The organism is Psychroflexus halocasei, from assembly GCF_900107595.1.
Taxonomy (GTDB): Bacteria; Bacteroidota; Bacteroidia; order Flavobacteriales; family Flavobacteriaceae; genus Psychroflexus; species Psychroflexus halocasei.
On record NZ_FNQF01000012.1, the window covers coordinates 1 to 16,690 of the forward strand.

Genomic DNA, 16,690 nt, shown 5'->3' on the forward strand with positions numbered 1-16,690 from the left:
ATGCAATTAATCTATACAACGAAATAAGATTACACTTATCTTTAGATTTTAAAACTCCAAGTATGGTGTATAAATTATCAGCCTAAAATAAATTTTAACCTGTAGCCATATTTCAGGACTAGACAAAAACTTAGAATTTTAAATAGTTCTCAAAATATTATGGATTTAAAAATCCCACCTTCAAACCGACTTGAAAAACTCACTGGTAAACTAAAGGATTTTTATAGTATTAGGATAAATAAACAATGGCGAATAATTTTTCAATGGATTAATGAGGACGCAGAGAATGTTGAAATTATAGACTATCATTAAAAACAATAAAAATGGAAAAATTAGAAAACATACATCCTGGAGAAATATTAGATCTTGATTTTCTTAAACCTTTAGAAATTTCAGCTTACAGACTTTCAAAAGATTTGAATATACCACAAACTAGAGTTTCTGAAATTATAAAGGGAAGAAGAAGGATAACTGCTGATACGGCTCTAAGATTAAGTAAATATTTTGGAAACTCGGCTAAGTTTTGGCTTGGACTTCAAAATGATTTTGATATTGAAGAAGAATGTCAATCCAAAAAAGAAGCTTTAGATAAAATAAAGAAACATAAGAGTCAAAGTGTCGCTTGAGACTAATGAAATATCTATACCAAACTTAAAAACGTCAAGAATTTTAAATTTAATTCTTGACGTTTTTATTTACTCTTTTTTCATTAAAGACTTTTAATAAATTTTTGAAAAGCCAAAGCTCTATGGCTGATTGTATTTTTCAATTCAGATGACATTTCTGCAAAACTTTGCTCATAATTATCTGGCTGAAATAAAGCATCATAACCAAAGCCGCCTTCTCCTCTCTCCTGCTCTAAAATTTCACCCTTACAAATTCCTTTGAAATTTGTTATTTCACCATTATTCACAAAACAAATCACGGTTTTAAAATGAGCTTTTCTATTATTTTTCGAGTTTAATTCTTTGAGTAATTTTTGTCTGTTTGCTTCATCACTTTTCTCTTCGCTCGCATAACGTGCTGATCTTACACCTGGCTCTCCATTCAGCGCATCAACTTCAAGACCTGTATCATCAGCAAAACAAGGCATTCCAAAATGTTTTGCAATAGTTTCAGCTTTAATTTGTGCGTTACCTTCAATCGTGTCAGAAGTTTCTTCAATATCATCGTGATAACCTAAATCAGTGAGTGAAACCAGCTCATATTGCTCTGGCATCATTTCACTAACTTCCTTGAGTTTATTGGCATTGTGTGTTGCAAAAATGAGTTTCATTATATCAATCCTTTGGCTTTAATTTCTAAATATTTATTAATGGTATTGACTGACAAATCTTGAGGTTTTGTCAAAATTGATTGAATACCATTTGCGTTTAATGACTTCACCATTAGCCTTTTTTCATAAGAAAATTTTTCGGCGACAGTTTTTTCATAAACACTTGTAATATCTTCCGCTTTAGCATGAATCATCTCATCAATTTCAGTGTTTTCGAACAAAACAACCACAACTAAATGCTTTCGAGATAAAGCTCTCAGGTAAGGTAATTGTCGCTCTAAACTCACTTGATGTTCAAAGTTTGTATAAACTAAAAGCATGGAACGCTGCGTGATTGAGCGTTTGACTTGCGCATATAATCGCTGAAAATCTGAAACTAAATAATTTGACTCAATATTATAAAGCTTTTCTAAAACGCGATTAAGCTGAGTTTTTTTATCAGTTGCTTTAATAAAATCACGACAGTCTTCAGCAAAGGTCATCAAGCCTATTTTATCATTCTTTTTTAAAGCAATATTACTAAAAGCTAAAGTTGAATTAATCGCATAATCTAATAACGACAGGCTTTCAAAAGGCATTTTCATCAATCGTCCACGATCGATGATATTGTAAATTGGCTGAGATTTTTCATCCTGATATTGATTTACCATCAATTGGTCGTATTTAGCTGTCGTTTTCCAATTAATCGTCCTAACATCATCACCTGGCACATATTCCTTGATTTGCTCAAACTCTAGGGTGTGACCAATTCGTCTGATTTTTTTAGCTCCAAAATCTGACTGCCTATCAAGCGCCAAAAATGCCAAAGCTTGCATTTGAATGTAAGATGGATAAACTTTCACCTCAGCATCTGCATCAAATCTGTATCGCCTTTTTATCAATCTAATGGGAGATGACACAAAGCAGTTGATCGCACCAAAAACGTAAGTCCCACGTTCTTTAGGTGTGAGTAAATAGGTGAATTCTGACTTTTCTTTTGTCTGTAATTTTATTCTTTTATAGAAATCTCTTTTCTGAAATTGAATCGGAATTTCATCAATCACTTCAACATCTATTGAGAAGTTGTAGGCGTTTTCAACTTGAACCAAAACAGGGTTTTCATCGCTGTTTGAAAATTTATCAGTTAAAACACGTTTTGCTTTAAAAGCTTTATTTTTATATAATGTCAGTGTTTCTGTTAACACTAGAAAAACAAGAAATATCAACAGAAGCCAAGCTGGCAAATACAAAAAATGTAGCCAAGCGGACAACAAAAAAACAGCAGCAATGCTGAATAAGCTGATAAAAAATCGCTGACTAAAAAAAAGTGATTTAATAAATTTGAGCACTATCTCGGGATTTCTACAGATTTCACAATCATATCAACCACATCTTCAGTGTTCATGCCTTCCATTTCCTTTTCCGGTGTGAGCACTATACGATGATTTAAAACAGGTTCTAAAGATTTTTTAATATCATCTGGCGTCACAAAATCTCGGCCTTGTATTGCAGCAAAAACTTTAGAAGTATTTAATATTGCGATTGAAGCTCTCGGCGAAGCACCTAAAATGAGATGTGGATGTTGACGCGTTTGATGCACAATTTCAGCGATGTAATCAAAAAGCTTATCCTCAACAATCACATCTTTTAATAAGTTGCGATATTTCAATAAATCATCAGCGTTTAAGACCGATTGAATCAAGGAAATTGCATCTTTATTTTTACGTTCGTGATGCGTTTTGATCACTTCTTTTTCTTCTTCTAAGCTTGGATAAGTGAGTTTTATTTTAAATAAAAATCTATCGAGTTGCGCTTCTGGCAAAGCGTAGGTTCCCTCCTGCTCAATCGGGTTTTGAGTAGCGACAACCATAAATGGCGGCGGCATTTTGTAAGTTGTGCCATCCATCGTGATTTGTTGTTCTTCCATGACCTCAAACAAAGCTGACTGTGTTTTTGCAGGAGCTCGGTTAATTTCATCAATCAAAACAATATTTGAAAAAATCGGTCCTTTTTTAAACTCAAATTCTGATTTTTCTTTGCTGTAAATCGATGTTCCTAAAACATCACTCGGCATCAAATCTGGCGTAAACTGAATACGATTAAATGAGGTATCTATCGTTTTTGCAAATAGTTTTGACGTAATCGTTTTTGCAATTCCTGGCACACCCTCAATCAAAACGTGGCCATCTGCCAGCAGACTCACAATTAATAAATCGATGAATTTATCTTGACCGATAATCACTTGCTGAATTTGACTTTTAAGTTGCGAAACAGCTTCTTTTAAGTTTTCTAAAGGAATGCGAGCATCAAACTCTGAAGAATGTTCTGTCGTTTGCTCAATGCTTTCAATATTTTGCTCTGTATTTTTCTGTTCTTCTGAATTAAATTCTTCCATATTATTGATAAGGATTTAGATATTCTTCGAGTAAAATTAAATCTTTTTTTGAGACTGTCTTCAACTGATTAATTCGCTCGATATATTTGAATGTGTTTATGATGTGCTCCTCTGATTGTTCAGATTTTAGAGCTAAATTTTTAATAAAAGTTTTGTCTATATCTTGTGTTTGCAAATGATATTTTTGTCTGATTTTTGCAAAAAACAAATCAATTTTCAGCATTGCAATTTTTTTATGATTGCTTTTATTCACATACATGTCAGCAATTGTTTTGACATATTCGTATGATTTATTTTGCAATGGCTTCACGATTTTAATCGCTTTCTGCTTGCGTTTGCCTTCAAAGAAAATAAAAATAATCAAACTTATAATCAAAAGATAATAAGTGATTCTGAGATATTTATTGTTCAATAAATAATGCAATAAACTATCAATAGTTTCTCGTCCGTTTTTATAATAAGCATCCCAAACAATAGGTTTTGAAGTGTCAACAAACTGCATCACCGCTGAAGTATAGCGATAATTATCATCTGTTAGTAAAAAATGATTTGAGAATACTTCTGGCATTGTATGTAAATAAAATTGACCTTTCCCAAAAGGAACTTTGATGAAGTTGACATGCATTCTATTGTTAACAATACTATCAGAATCTGCTCTAAATTCTCCTAAAATAGTCGTTTTGATTGTGTCAATTTCTTTGAAGTAAGCAAAGTAATTTTGATCTCTATCATAAAGTTTATCAGCACCAATCTCAAAGTTTTCATTAGATAAACTCAACAAAGGTTTGTAGCTAATTCTATTATTTAAAGTTAATCCTGAAACCAACATATTTAAGGTGTCCATAATTGCTGGCGCGGTTGATGTCGCCATAAAAACATCATTTCCTCTTTCAACCCATTGCAATAAAGAATCAGTTTCGGCACCGTTGATTGCTATGTAACTATTGATTAATAAAAGTGTTTTGAGAGAATCATTTTTTTCAGAAATCAACTCAAAAGGTGGTCGATTATTCATTTGAAAATCGAGGTCACTTTCTTGTAATTGATCAAAAAACACTTTTGTTCCTAAAGGAATTTTTGCTTCGCGATGATAGCTTGGCGTCCAATCCAAAGGTTCCTTAGCCGTTGCTTCTAATAGAAATATAAAAAGCACCAAAAACACAAACAAACCAATCATGATTTTAAAAGATCTATTCATTTTTCTTGGTTTTAGGAATTTGACTTAATAAGTCTTCAAAATCTTTTTTTACAATTACAAATAATGAATCATCAACAGCAAAATCACCATACCAGATATAATCATAATAGCGTGTTACCTCCGAAAAAAGATCATCTAAAACTGTTTTTGACAATTCTTTTTGGTAAGCTTCATTTGTTTTTTGATACTCATAATCGATGAGTTCTTTATCGCGTAATTTCTTTAAAATCAATAAAAAATAATAGCGTGTTGCTAACCTGTATTCAGCGTCAGCAATTGCTTTTTCAATAAGTTTCGGGATGTCTTTTTGATTGATAATTTCTTCCTCTTCTGTCCAATTCAATTCTGAAGAATTTGAATTTTTTAAAAAAGATTGACCTGGGTTGTATTTCGCAAATAAATAGATAATTAAGAAAATTAATCCGGCAATTGAGCCCCATTTGAGGATAAAACCCAAAACACTCCAAAAGTTTGAGCCATCAACATCAGCAAAAAGCCAATTTAAAAACTCATTCCATTTAAGAGTCGCCCAATTTTTAAATCGTTGCCATAAGCTAGGTTCTTCAATATATTCCGTGTAATCAAAATCAGAATCATTAAGATATTCTTCTTTAAAATCTGATTCAAAAAAATCTTTTTGTTGGTAAGTTTCATCATCGTATTGAAGCTCATTTTGTGCAAAACTTGGCAACACAAAACCTAGCAACATGATGATGAAGCTTAATTTAAAAATATATAAATATATGTTATGAAATTTCTTCTCCACCAATTCTTTCTATCTCTTCACGCTGACCTGTGCTGTTATGAAATTCATCTAAATTAAAATAAATATATGCGGAGCTAATTACGGAAATTGTCATTAAAACATAACTCGCAATTGTCGATATTGCATAGAAAATAATATACCACCAACTTCCCATGTAATTCATACTAATATCACCTGATTGAGATGCTGCAGTAAAGCCTTCAATTAAGCCCAAGATAATCATCGGAACTTGAAAAATACTACTGATAAAAGAAACTAGAAGTCCGATGACAATTAAAGTTAAAAATGTCATCCACCAATTTTGTTTAATCAAAGTAAAACATGAGCTAAAAGCATCTGTTAAAGGCTCATGATTGAAAACCATAATTGAAAAAATCAATGATAAAGTCACAAATAAATAAATCCCAGGAATGATAAAGAAAAGTGTTCCTATTGCGGAAACTATTGAAACAACAAGTACAGCTCCTAAAATTGGGAAAAACTTTGAACGCATATTTTTGACAACATGACTTTCAATAATTTCACCATCATCTAAAACAGATTTGATGCAATAAAGCACGCAAGAAATTAAAGCTGTGTAAGTTGCAATTGACAAAATAACCAGTAAAACAGAAACTAGTGAAGTGGTCAGAAAGCTTTGTCCAAAAGCAGACGAGAAAAAATCTGTACTCACGCCACTTTGTGCATCTTCACCTGATAAAGTTAAAAGATTACCTGTTGATTTTTGAATGTAAGAGCCAACAATTGTTGTCAATAAGATTAAAGGGCCGACATGTTTGAAAAAAACTGTAAAAAAAGATTTAGCGTGATTTCTATAAAAGCTAAAAGTATCTGTAATGATTGCGCCTAAATCGCGCTTTTTTCTAAATTTAATCTGCTTTTGCATACTTTTTATTTAATTGGTGTGGCAAGATAACGTAATAATAAATGATCAACAATAATGAAGAAGCGATAATGAGAATCGCAAGCCAATCAGGCATTTCAGTGTGTCGCGTGACATAACCTTCAAGAAAACCTGCAATCACAAAAAATGGAATGCTGCTGATCACAATTTTCAATCCATCTTTTGCGCCTCTAATAAATGAATCAAGTCTTTTGTAAGTGCCTGGCATCAGAAGGCTTTGTCCCATGACAAATCCTGCACAAATCGCAATAATAATCACAGAAATCTCAATTGTTCCGTGTATCCAAATCGTACGCGCTGATTCCCAAAGCAAACCTTGATCATAAAAGAAATACTGAAAAGAACCCAACATAATAGCGTTTTGCATTGCGATATAAAGTGTTCCTAAACCAAACAATAAACCTAAGCTGAAAGCGGTTAATGAAACGCGAATATTATTAATTGTGATTCCAAGAAACATATCCGTCTGGTTAGCTTCTTTATAAACTGCCATCGGATCGCCACTTCCTATATTTGCAATAGTGTTGTTAACGTAAGCATCACCCAAAATGAGCCTTACAAAATCACCATCACTCGCTGCTGAAAATGCACCGACTAAAGCAAAAAGAAGAAATATTGAAAAAGAAAACAGTAAATGTTTTTGATATTTATAAAACATCAACGGAAAATCACGCCTATAAAAATTGATAAACGTGTAACGTGACTCTCTTTTGTTTTTGTAAATTTTTTGATGTGCCGAAACTGACAATTCATTTAAGTAAATATGTGTTTCGCTTTTTGGGTAAAAAGTTTGCGCATAACTGAGGTCATCTGTGATTTGAATGTATAGATTTGATAAAACTTCTGGATCAATTTGAGAATAATTCTTAAGAAGACTTTCAAATTTTAACCAATTGTCCTTATTTTGTTTTATAAAAGCAGCCTCGCGCATGAGATGTTGAAATAATTTATCCAAAGAAAAACAATTCATGAATATATATCAAATAGAAACCGCACAAAATGTGCAAATTCTTCAAACACCAGCTTCAGTTTTAAGCAGAATGTTAGCTTACCTAATTGATTACGCAGTATTGATCATGTACACCATTATCACAGTAGCAATTTTAGCCGCCATGGACATCACACCCTTTGAAAGTTGGGCGACAAGGCTTCTCATTGGTCTTCCTTTTCTTTTATATTTTTTACTATTTGAAGTTTTCATGAATGGTCAAACCATTGGTAAAAGGTTGATGAATATTCGAGTAGTTTCAATTGATGGTACAAAGCCGAAGTTTTCATCATATCTCATCCGTTGGTTATTGCGTGTGATAGAAATTTCTATGACATCTGGTAGTATCGCAATTGTGACAATTCTGATTAACGGCAAAGGTCAACGCCTTGGTGATCTTGCTGCCAAAACAAGTGTCATTACTGAAAAACGAAAATCAAATTTCTCAAAAACCATTGCAACAGATTTACCTGAAGATTACACACCAAAGTATCCACAGGTGAGTTTATTGAGCGATGATGATATCAGACGCATAAATGAAATTTATAAATCGGCAAAAATTGAAGGAAAACAAGATTTAATTATAATTTTGGCCCAAAAAGTAGAAAAGCAAATGAACATCAAAGCCAACGAAAAACCTTTGTTCTTTTTAAAGCAGGTTCTTCAAGATTATAACTTCTATACGCAAGGCTAATGGAATTAGATTACACGCTTATTCTGGACATTATTGGTGTTATCGCCTTCTCGATTTCAGGTGTTTTGGCAGCTTTAAGAAAAAGAATGGATGCTTTTGGCATTTTAATAATCGCCTTTGTCACTTCCATTGGTGGCGGTACAATTCGTGATATTTTGATTGGCGCACCAGTGATCTGGATGACACAAATGATTTATGTTTACGTTATTATTGCCACAACTATTTTAGCTGTCATTTTTAGAAAAAAATTAGCTTTTCTGAGAAAATCACTTTCGCTTTTCGACTCAATCGGAATAGGTTTATATACAGTTATTGGTATTGAAAAAGGTTTAAAATATGGTTTTTCACCAGAAATATGTATTGCTATTGGAACAATAAGCGCGTGTTTTGGTGGTGTTATTCGTGATACGCTTTGTAATGAAATACCAAGTATTTTCAAAAATGAAGTTTACGCAACAGCTTGTATTTTGGGAGGTGTTAGTTATTTCATTTTCTTAAAACTCAATTTCCCTAACGGATTAATTTTCTTTTTAGCAGGAATGACTGTCATCTTGATCAGATTAGCGGCAGTTGTGTTTAAAATCTCACTACCTTCAATTTACAAAAAAGAAGAAAATATAGAGGATTATTGGTAAGATTTAATCCAAAACTTCAACCTTAATTCCCACATTGCTCAGCGGCCATTCAGATTCATCAACCTCAACTTCTGAAATTTTTTCAGCGACATCCATTCCTTCAATCACACGACCGAAAACGGTATGGTCTTTATCTAAATGATGCGCGCCTCTTTCTGAAACGACAATAAAAAACTCAAAAGGTGAAGATGCATTACTTACATTTTGCTCAGAATATTTAGCAGCAGAAACAACGCCGTATTTGTGCTTATGTTGTGCTTTTGCTTCATTAGGAATCAAGTATTTTCCAACTTTTGATCTAAATCTATGCGTAATCACCTTATCAGAATTTCCGCTCTGAATTACAAAATCATCAGCGACACGGTGAAAGAATGTTGTATTGAAATAGCCTAATTTCGTTAAACGCAAAAAGTTTGCTGTATGCCAAGGCGTGTCATCATAAAGCTCAATTTTTATATTTCCAAAATCTGTTTTAATCACAAAACGTCTTTCTTTATTTTCCTTAAAATACTTTTCTAAAAAAGGCATCAATTCCTCTTGATTAACCTTATCAACATTCGTTAAGTCAAGTTCCTTATCGCCCGCTGAAGGGATAACAACTTCAGGTTCTTTTTTTTCGATTGTCTCTTTCTCAGATTCATTTTTGCTGTCTTTATTTGTATCTTGCTGACAACTTAAAAACAAGATAGAAACAAATATTAATGCATATTTCATCATTCATCAATTTGGTGCCCAAATTACAAAAAATTGAACTTCCAGGAATTGAAGCTCAATATAAATTAGCACCATTTCACAGAAAAGAAGACCTACAAAAAATTAATTTTTCAAAATTAAAAGCAAAGAAATCCGCTGTTTTAGCTCTTTTTTTTCCAGATGAAAATGAAACCATGCAGTTGGTTTTCATCCTTCGTAAATCATACAAAGGCGTTCATTCTAACCAAATCGGATTCCCTGGTGGTCGTTATGAAGAAGAGGATATCAACTTTGAGTTTACTGCGAAAAGGGAAACCGAGGAAGAAATTGGCATTGATAAAAATGACATTCAAGTTGTGCGTGAACTTACGAAAATGTACATCCCGCCATCAAACTTCATCGTTCATCCTTTTATAGGTTTTATAGATTACACACCGAAATTCATCAAACAAGAAACTGAAGTTGAAGACATTTTCAGCGCCTGTTTAGAAGATTGTTTAAATGATAAAAACATCATCAAAACGATAATTTCTGCTTCATATTCTAAAAATACAGAAGTTAAAGCTTTTAAACTCAATAAAAAAATTGTCTGGGGCGCAACGGCAATGATGCTCTCTGAAATCAGAGATATTTTCAAAAATATCTCACAAGTAAATTTAAAAGTTTCCTGAAAAAAAGTACTCTTTTCTCTACATCATTAGAAATGCGCTTATATTTGCAGGTCAAATTTGTTATACATATACATGGGATTATTTAAAAAAAATCCATTTGGACATTATTTATTTTTAAAGAAGTGGCTGATCAGAATCATGGGAACAGCGACGCACAAGCGCTACCGTGGATTTAATGAGCTAAAAATTGAAGGTTCGCAAATCATTCGAGACTTACCTGATAAAAATGTTTTGTTCATCTCTAACCATCAGACTTATTTTGCTGATGTAGTTGCCATGTATCATGTTTTTAACGCGAGTTTAAGCGGACGAGATGACAATATCAAGAATGTTGCTTACCTCTGGAATCCTAAACTTAACATCTATTACGTCGCGGCTAAGGAAACTATGAAAGGCGGATTTCTACCAAAAATATTAGCTTATGCAGGTTCCGTCAGCATTGATAGAACATGGCGTGCAGATGGTAAATCTGTCAACAGAAAAGTAAAATTTAGTGATATTTCTAACATCGGTAAGGCACTTGACGATGGCTGGGTGATTACCTTTCCTCAAGGCACAACACGACCTTGGAAACCAATCAGAAAAGGAACGGCCCATATTATTAAAAAATACGAGCCGATCGTTGTTCCTGTTGTGATTGATGGTTTTAGACGTTCTTTTGACCGAAAAGGCATCAGAATTAAAAAACGTAATATTTTACAATCGATGATTATTAAAGATCCGCTTGATATCGATTATAAAAATGAAAGCATCGATCAGATTGTTGAACGTATTGAGTACGCCATTGAACAACATCCTTCTTTCATTAAAGTGATTCCTGAAAAAGAATTAAAAGCTGAAGAAGAACTTAACGAACAAAGACGTTACAGCGCTAAAAATCATTGATTCTCAATTATTGATCCATAGGTTCAACTTTATAACCTTGTTTTCTTAATAAATTAACTACACCATTTTCACCAGCTAAATGCGCAGCTCCAAAAGCGAAAAAAGTAGATTTACTATTTGCTTTTTCTTCAATAATTGAGATCCAGTTTTGGTTACGTTTATCCAGAAAATCTTCTTGGTAAAGATTGACAGAAGAATCATCTTCAACCATATAATCCATCATTCCTTTTAAATCTTTTGATTCGTAAAGAGAAATCAATTCTTGATATTTTTTGATATTGTCTTCTTCTGAAAGATCAGCCATTTTTAATAAATCTTGAACTTGGTGTTCATAAGACACTTTATCAATCATATCAAATTGATCTTGTAATTTTTCTAGACCAAAAATTTCTTTTTTGGCCTGAAGTGCTTTTTGCATAAAATAAGTATCATAAGCTAACGGCATTCCATCGCAATTTGCGAAAGAACTCATTGCCATTGCGCTCAAAAAGAATGGCTTGATGCGTTTCATCATTTCAAAATTCATTCCTGGCACTTTTCCGTCCATTAAATTTTGCAATTTTTGCATTTCTTCTTCTGAGGTATAATCAGAAATAGCTTTGTCATCCTTCATATACATTGAGTTCATCATTTGCATTTGCAATGACGGATCAGACATGTCGATTTCCAATCCGAGTTGTTCCGTACTTTCAAAAGCTTTTTTAACAACATCTGAAGTTTTGATTTCGCAAGTGATATGAATCGTTCCGTATAAATACGATGCCTTTTCAATTCCGTTTCCTGTCACTTTCCATAAAAGTGCATTTTCAATATTTTGCGCATGCACTTGAAGACTTGCGAAAATAAAAAAACAGAGTCCGAAAATTAGTTTTTTAATCATAGTTCTATTTGTTTAAGGTTATTATAATTTCTTTTTAAACGTCGTGTTAACACGCCGTAAACCACTCTATAAAAAAGTAAAAACAGCAAGACAATCACAAGCAAAACAGCGATGCTGATACCGATGCTAATCCAGAATTGAATTGTATCAAAATTTATGTAATGCTTTATAGTCATCACAATACTGACGATAAAAGACAAGCTAAAAAATAAAATATTGAACCATACATAAGCTTTTACTGTCCGCCTGGTTTTCAAAATATTCTTCATTAAACCTCTTGTACTATCTGTCGTTTTAATCGCTTTATAATTCAGAAAAAACAAAACGATAAAACCAATAATGACAACGTAATTGATAATTAAAGAAACTCTGTAAAATCCGTTCAGACTCATTTTTTTAATGATTTCATCGGTTTCTTGAGAGCTCGTTAAAAGCTCTAAAGCAATCCAAAAAGCGAACTCAATAATGCTGATGATAAAAATCCACTTCACAATCGAAGATGACTTTTCATGCATCATTTGATACAAATCGTCTTTTTTATAAGAAGGCAAATCGTCTTGAGATTGCCATTGCTTTTTAAATAATTCTAAATCATCCATAAGTTGCTAAGGATTCAATATTTTCTTAAGTTTAGTTTTCACTCTGTTCATTTTCACTCTTGCATTTACTTCTGAAATTCCTAATGTAGCTGAAATTTCTTTATAATTTCTGTCTTCTAAATAGAGAAAAACCAAGGCTTTATCAATATCATTTAATTCTTTAATCGCCGCGTACATCAATTTGAGATTTTCCTCAATCGTATCGTCATAATACTCAGCTTTTATTTTAAAGTTAAAAGCTTCTATGTCTGAAGTTTTAACACGCCTTTTTTGTTTTCTGTAAAGTGTAATAGCAGTGTTAAGCGCTACTCTGTACATCCATGTGCTAAACTTCGCATCTCCTCTAAATTTTGGATAAGCTTTCCAAAGTTGTATTGTTATTTCTTGAAATAAGTCTTTATGGGAGCTTTTATCATTTGTATATAAACGACATATTTTATGCGCAATGTTTTGATGCGTATTAAGGTTGTCTATAAATTCTTTTTCTAAAGCTTCCTCCACAGAATTTTCAATCTAATTAATCAGTCGTTATAAATATTAAATCGTTACAGCAAATAAATCAAAATTTATTAAGCCTCCTTAAAATTATTAATCTTAAATGAAAGACCTTATCTATTTCAGTAAAGCTTTCATAAAGATCAAATTATAATAAACTAATAGTCAATTCATTATAATTATCAATCTTATAAAGAAAAAAAATTGAGTGTAAAATTAAAATCGTACATTTGCACCTATTTTTAAATTACTACATGAATACATTTGAATCATTAGGCTTAAGCCAAGAAATCTTGCGTGCAATTGAAGATATGGGGTTTGAGTCACCGAGTGAAGTTCAGGATAAAACGATCCCGATACTACTCGAAGAGCCAACAGATATTGTTGCGCTAGCCCAAACTGGAACTGGAAAAACTGCCGCATTTGGTTTTCCTTTAATTCAAAATATTGACCTTAATTCGAAGAAAACTCAGGGTTTGATTTTATCACCAACCCGAGAGTTATGTTTACAAATTACCAACGAATTAAAAAATTACTCTAAATATTACAAAGGCCTCAACACAGTTGCGGTTTATGGTGGTGCCAGTATTACAGACCAAGCAAAGCAAATTAAGCGTGGTGCTCAGGTTATTGTTGCGACACCAGGACGAATGAAAGACATGATTCGTCGTCAAATTATTGATATTTCAGCAATTGATATTTGCGTTCTTGATGAGGCAGATGAAATGCTAAATATGGGTTTTTATGAAGATATAAAGGAAATTTTATCTCATTCACCTAGCTCAAAAAGCACATGGCTTTACAGTGCAACAATGCCAAAAGAAGTTTCGCAAATCGCGAAAAAATTCATGAAATCTCCTGTGGAAATTACAGTTGGTCAGAAAAACGTTTCTACAAAAAACGTCAGTCATGAATATTATGTTGTTGCTGGTCGTGACCGTTATAATGGCATGAAAAGATTAGTCGATGCTAATCCAGAAATTTATTCTGTTATTTTCTGTCGTACAAAACGCGATACGCAAAAAGTTGCCGAACAACTTATTGAAGATGGATATAGCGCGTCAGCAATTCACGGCGATTTAAGTCAAAATCAGCGTGATTTAGTGATGAAAAGTTTCAGAAACAAACAAATCCAAATGCTTGTTGCAACTGATGTCGCTGCACGAGGAATTGATGTTGATGATATCACGCACGTTATTAATTATCAATTACCAGATGAAATTGAAACCTATACACACCGAAGTGGTCGTACAGGTCGTGCTGGTAAAGAAGGGACTTCAATGGTAATTATTACCAAAAGTGAAATTCGAAAAATCAGACAAGTAGAGCGAATTATTGGCCAAAAGTTTGAAGAGAAAAAATTACCTTCAGGTGACGAAATTTGTAAAGTACAACTTTTCCACCTTGCTAAGGAAATGAAAGAAACTTCAATCAACAATGAAATTGATCAATACATCGGTAAGCTTGAAGAAGAATTTGTAGATGTTTCTAAAGAGGAACTCATCAAAAAATTCTTCTCAGTTGAATTTACACGTTTCCATAATTATTATAAGAACGCACCTAAAATGGCTCAACCTTCTGAATCTAGATCAGGTGGTGGTGATTCTTATGGTGATGAAACACGTTTCTTCATTAATATTGGAGAAAAAGATGGTTTCAACTGGATGTCTCTTAAAGATTTCTTAAAGGAAACTTTAGAGTTAGGTCGTGATGGCGTAGCTAAAGTTGATGTCAAAAACACTTTCTCTTTCTTTAATGTTGACAACGATCACGTTGAAAAAGTTAAAGCAACTTTTGAAGAGTTTAAACTCAACAATCGACACGTTAATGTTGAAATCACTAAAGACAATAAGTCTGGTGGCGGTGGCGGAAGAGGTCGCAAGAAAAGTAAAGGCGGCGGCGGAAGACGGGATGGTAAATCTGGTGGCTTCAAAGGAAAATCAAAAGGCGGTAATAAAAACGTCAAAAGTTCTTTTGAAAGAAGACGCCGTAATCGTTAGTGTTAATTTTTAATCAAATCTCCGAGACAAATATTTTTATCTCAAGTCTATTTGATTAAATTTAGAGCGATGAAGTATTTAACAATTATATTTCTTTTCACAACCATGATAGTTTTCAGTCAGGAAGAAAATTCCGAACTGAAAACTATTCGTGGAAGTGTTATGAATGCTGCAAATGACCGCATTTTAAAAAATGTGAATATCATTAATATCAACACTGTTCGAGGAACAGTAAGTGATCAAGAAGGTAAATTCAATGTCAAAGCACATATCAATGACACAATTTATCTTTCCCACCTAGGTTTTAAACCTATACAAGTTAGAGTCACTGAAGATTGGGTGAAGTTTGGCGATGTCAAAATCAAAATGACAGAATCTGCCATTGCCCTTGAAGAAGTGAAACTCAGCGATGTCAAACTCACAGGTTTTATTGAGATTGATGCCAAAAATATTCCTATTTACGATAACTATCGCTACAGTATTTCAGGAACAGATTACGCTTACGAAGGCGGTCAATACCAAAGTACATCTTTATCTAAAACAATTAGCGCAATTTTAAATCCCGCGGATTTATTGTATCAAATATTTGGTAAAAAACCAAAGCAGATGCGACGTTTGCGTAAAATGAAAGAAGACGATGCCATCAGGCAATTGCTTCAAGATAAATTTGACAGAGAGACTTTATCTGCTGTGCTTCAAATCAGCAAAATTGATATTGTTGACATCCTTAAAAAATGCGATTATTCTGAATCCTTTGTAAGATCAGCAAATGATCTACAACTTTTAGATGCAATTAGTAATTGCTACGAAGAATATCGCGCTGTAAATCGATAATTATGAAAAAGATTTGCGTCCTTACTGGAGCTGGAATGAGCGCAGAAAGTGGCGTTAAAACTTTCCGTGACGACGACGGCTTATGGGAAAATCACGAAATTACTGAAGTTGCAACTCCCGAAGCTTTTGAACGAAACCCAGAATTAGTTTTAGATTTTTATAACCAAAGAAGACGTCAACTTTTGGAAGTCAAGCCAAACGCTGCACACCTTGATTTAGTTCGGCTTGAGGAAAAATATGATGTCCAAATCATCACTCAAAACGTTGATGACTTGCACGAACGCGCTGGAAGTTCATCAGTTCTACATCTTCATGGCGAACTCATGAAATCTCGATCAGTCAAGCATCCTCATTTAATCTACAATCAAAAAAAGGATTTGAATTTAGGTGATTTGTGTGAGAATAATTCTCAACTCAGACCACATATTGTTTGGTTTGGAGAAGCAGTACCTGAAATGAAAAATGCAATTAAACTTGTTTCAAAGGCTGATATCATTATCATCATTGGTACTTCAATGCAAGTGTATCCAGCAGCAGGTCTTATCGATTATAAGAAAGGTGAGAGTCCGGTTTATTTCATCGACCCAAAACCTTCGATAAAATCATCCGATTCTATTGAAGTTATTGCTAAAAAAGCAAGTCTTGGTGTTCATGAATTAGTTGATCGCTTGTTATAAGCTAAGGTATTTTCATTTCTACTCAATTTCATCGATACATAAAAAGTAGTCTTTTTTAGTATTAAATAAGTCCAAAGAAGTTTTAACGCAAATACTATCCAAATTCAGGTCGTAAAAATGA

General features: G+C 33.1%; 19 protein-coding genes and 1 pseudogene. 9 read left to right on the forward strand and 11 right to left on the reverse strand.

Features of this window, described 5'->3' with window-relative positions; translation table 11 throughout:
* Window positions 1-120: 120 nt before the first annotated feature.
* Window positions 121-312 (forward strand): annotated as a pseudogene (locus BLV84_RS11410) (type II toxin-antitoxin system RelE/ParE family toxin); the annotation flags it as partial.
* An 11-nt stretch (window positions 313-323) separates the two neighbouring features.
* Window positions 324-626 carry a HigA family addiction module antitoxin gene (locus BLV84_RS11415; protein ID WP_093245615.1) on the forward strand — a complete coding sequence of 101 codons (303 nt, stop codon included), beginning with the start codon at window positions 324-326 and terminating at the stop codon, window positions 624-626.
* Window positions 627-709: 83 nt separating this feature from the next.
* On the opposite strand, the gene BLV84_RS11420 is transcribed toward BLV84_RS11415, so the two are convergent.
* Genes BLV84_RS11420 through BLV84_RS11450 form a run of 7 tightly spaced genes read right to left on the reverse strand, consistent with a single transcriptional unit; the run spans window position 710 to window position 7,449 of the window.
* Window positions 710-1,276, reverse strand: a complete 567-nt coding sequence (locus BLV84_RS11420; RefSeq protein WP_093245620.1) for a non-canonical purine NTP diphosphatase — start codon at window positions 1,274-1,276, stop codon at window positions 710-712.
* The gene (locus tag BLV84_RS11425) at window positions 1,276-2,604 is read right to left on the reverse strand and encodes a DUF58 domain-containing protein (protein WP_093245624.1); all 1,329 of its coding nucleotides are present in this window, start codon (window positions 2,602-2,604) and stop codon (window positions 1,276-1,278) included. Before BLV84_RS11425 ends, BLV84_RS11420 begins: the two co-directional genes overlap by 1 nt.
* Window positions 2,604-3,650 (reverse strand): AAA family ATPase, encoded by a 1,047-nt coding sequence (locus tag BLV84_RS11430; RefSeq protein WP_093245627.1) that lies wholly within the window; start codon window positions 3,648-3,650, stop codon window positions 2,604-2,606. The genes BLV84_RS11425 and BLV84_RS11430 overlap by 1 nt, the downstream gene beginning before the upstream one ends.
* 1 nt (window position 3,651) lies before the next feature.
* Window positions 3,652-4,848, reverse strand: a complete 1,197-nt coding sequence (locus tag BLV84_RS11435) for a DUF4350 domain-containing protein (RefSeq protein ID WP_093245631.1) — start codon at window positions 4,846-4,848, stop codon at window positions 3,652-3,654.
* A complete protein-coding gene (locus BLV84_RS11440; RefSeq protein ID WP_093245635.1) occupies window positions 4,841-5,557 on the reverse strand; it encodes a hypothetical protein in 717 nt (238 codons plus the stop codon). Before BLV84_RS11440 ends, BLV84_RS11435 begins: the two co-directional genes overlap by 8 nt.
* 37 nt (window positions 5,558-5,594) lie before the next feature.
* Window positions 5,595-6,500, reverse strand: a complete 906-nt coding sequence (locus BLV84_RS11445; RefSeq protein ID WP_093245639.1) for a hypothetical protein — start codon at window positions 6,498-6,500, stop codon at window positions 5,595-5,597.
* Window positions 6,484-7,449, reverse strand: a complete 966-nt coding sequence (locus BLV84_RS11450; protein ID WP_093245786.1) for a stage II sporulation protein M — start codon at window positions 7,447-7,449, stop codon at window positions 6,484-6,486. Before BLV84_RS11450 ends, BLV84_RS11445 begins: the two co-directional genes overlap by 17 nt.
* A gap of 37 nt (window positions 7,450-7,486) precedes the next feature.
* On the opposite strand from BLV84_RS11450, the gene BLV84_RS11455 reads away from it, so the two are divergent.
* Together BLV84_RS11455 and BLV84_RS11460 are read left to right on the forward strand one after the other, a co-directional pair.
* The gene (locus BLV84_RS11455) at window positions 7,487-8,200 is read left to right on the forward strand and encodes an RDD family protein (protein WP_093245644.1); all 714 of its coding nucleotides are present in this window, start codon (window positions 7,487-7,489) and stop codon (window positions 8,198-8,200) included.
* Window positions 8,200-8,835, forward strand: a complete 636-nt coding sequence (locus BLV84_RS11460) for a trimeric intracellular cation channel family protein (RefSeq protein WP_093245648.1) — start codon at window positions 8,200-8,202, stop codon at window positions 8,833-8,835. Before BLV84_RS11455 ends, BLV84_RS11460 begins: the two co-directional genes overlap by 1 nt.
* A 3-nt stretch (window positions 8,836-8,838) precedes the next feature.
* Here the strand turns inward: BLV84_RS11460 and BLV84_RS11465 are convergent, their stop codons facing one another.
* Window positions 8,839-9,549, reverse strand: coding sequence for a peptidylprolyl isomerase (locus BLV84_RS11465; RefSeq protein WP_093245653.1), 711 nt, complete (start codon window positions 9,547-9,549; stop codon window positions 8,839-8,841).
* Here BLV84_RS11465 and BLV84_RS11470 point away from each other — a divergent pair.
* Together BLV84_RS11470 and BLV84_RS11475 are read left to right on the forward strand one after the other, a co-directional pair.
* Window positions 9,537-10,199: an NUDIX hydrolase gene (locus tag BLV84_RS11470; RefSeq protein WP_093245658.1), complete on the forward strand. Its 663-nt coding sequence runs from the start codon at window positions 9,537-9,539 to the stop codon at window positions 10,197-10,199. The genes BLV84_RS11465 and BLV84_RS11470 overlap by 13 nt on opposite strands.
* 72 nt (window positions 10,200-10,271) lie before the next feature.
* On the forward strand, window positions 10,272-11,084 hold the full coding sequence (locus BLV84_RS11475) for a lysophospholipid acyltransferase family protein (RefSeq protein ID WP_093245662.1): 813 nt from the start codon (window positions 10,272-10,274) through the stop codon (window positions 11,082-11,084).
* Window positions 11,085-11,091: 7 nt separating this feature from the next.
* Here BLV84_RS11475 and BLV84_RS11480 read toward each other — a convergent pair whose 3' ends face one another.
* Genes BLV84_RS11480 through BLV84_RS11490 form a run of 3 tightly spaced genes read right to left on the reverse strand, consistent with a single transcriptional unit; the run spans window position 11,092 to window position 13,064 of the window.
* Window positions 11,092-11,964 (reverse strand): TraB/GumN family protein, encoded by an 873-nt coding sequence (locus BLV84_RS11480; RefSeq protein WP_093245666.1) that lies wholly within the window; start codon window positions 11,962-11,964, stop codon window positions 11,092-11,094.
* Entirely contained in the window at window positions 11,961-12,563 is a 603-nt protein-coding gene (locus tag BLV84_RS11485; protein WP_093245670.1) for a hypothetical protein, read from the reverse strand. The genes BLV84_RS11480 and BLV84_RS11485 overlap by 4 nt, the downstream gene beginning before the upstream one ends.
* A 6-nt stretch (window positions 12,564-12,569) precedes the next feature.
* The gene (locus tag BLV84_RS11490) at window positions 12,570-13,064 is read right to left on the reverse strand and encodes an RNA polymerase sigma factor (RefSeq protein WP_093245674.1); all 495 of its coding nucleotides are present in this window, start codon (window positions 13,062-13,064) and stop codon (window positions 12,570-12,572) included.
* A gap of 248 nt (window positions 13,065-13,312) precedes the next feature.
* Between BLV84_RS11490 and BLV84_RS11495 the strand changes: the two genes are divergently transcribed.
* The 3 genes from BLV84_RS11495 (at window position 13,313) to BLV84_RS11505 (ending at window position 16,569) form a co-directional block, all read left to right on the forward strand.
* Complete coding sequence (locus BLV84_RS11495; protein WP_093245677.1) at window positions 13,313-15,058, forward strand: DEAD/DEAH box helicase; 1,746 nt, start codon at window positions 13,313-13,315, stop codon at window positions 15,056-15,058.
* Between the two features lie 69 nt (window positions 15,059-15,127).
* Window positions 15,128-15,892 carry a carboxypeptidase-like regulatory domain-containing protein gene (locus BLV84_RS11500; RefSeq protein ID WP_093245681.1) on the forward strand — a complete coding sequence of 255 codons (765 nt, stop codon included), beginning with the start codon at window positions 15,128-15,130 and terminating at the stop codon, window positions 15,890-15,892.
* Window positions 15,893-15,894: 2 nt separating this feature from the next.
* Window positions 15,895-16,569, forward strand: a complete 675-nt coding sequence (locus tag BLV84_RS11505) for an SIR2 family NAD-dependent protein deacylase (RefSeq protein WP_093245686.1) — start codon at window positions 15,895-15,897, stop codon at window positions 16,567-16,569.
* Window positions 16,570-16,690: the final 121 nt, after the last annotated feature.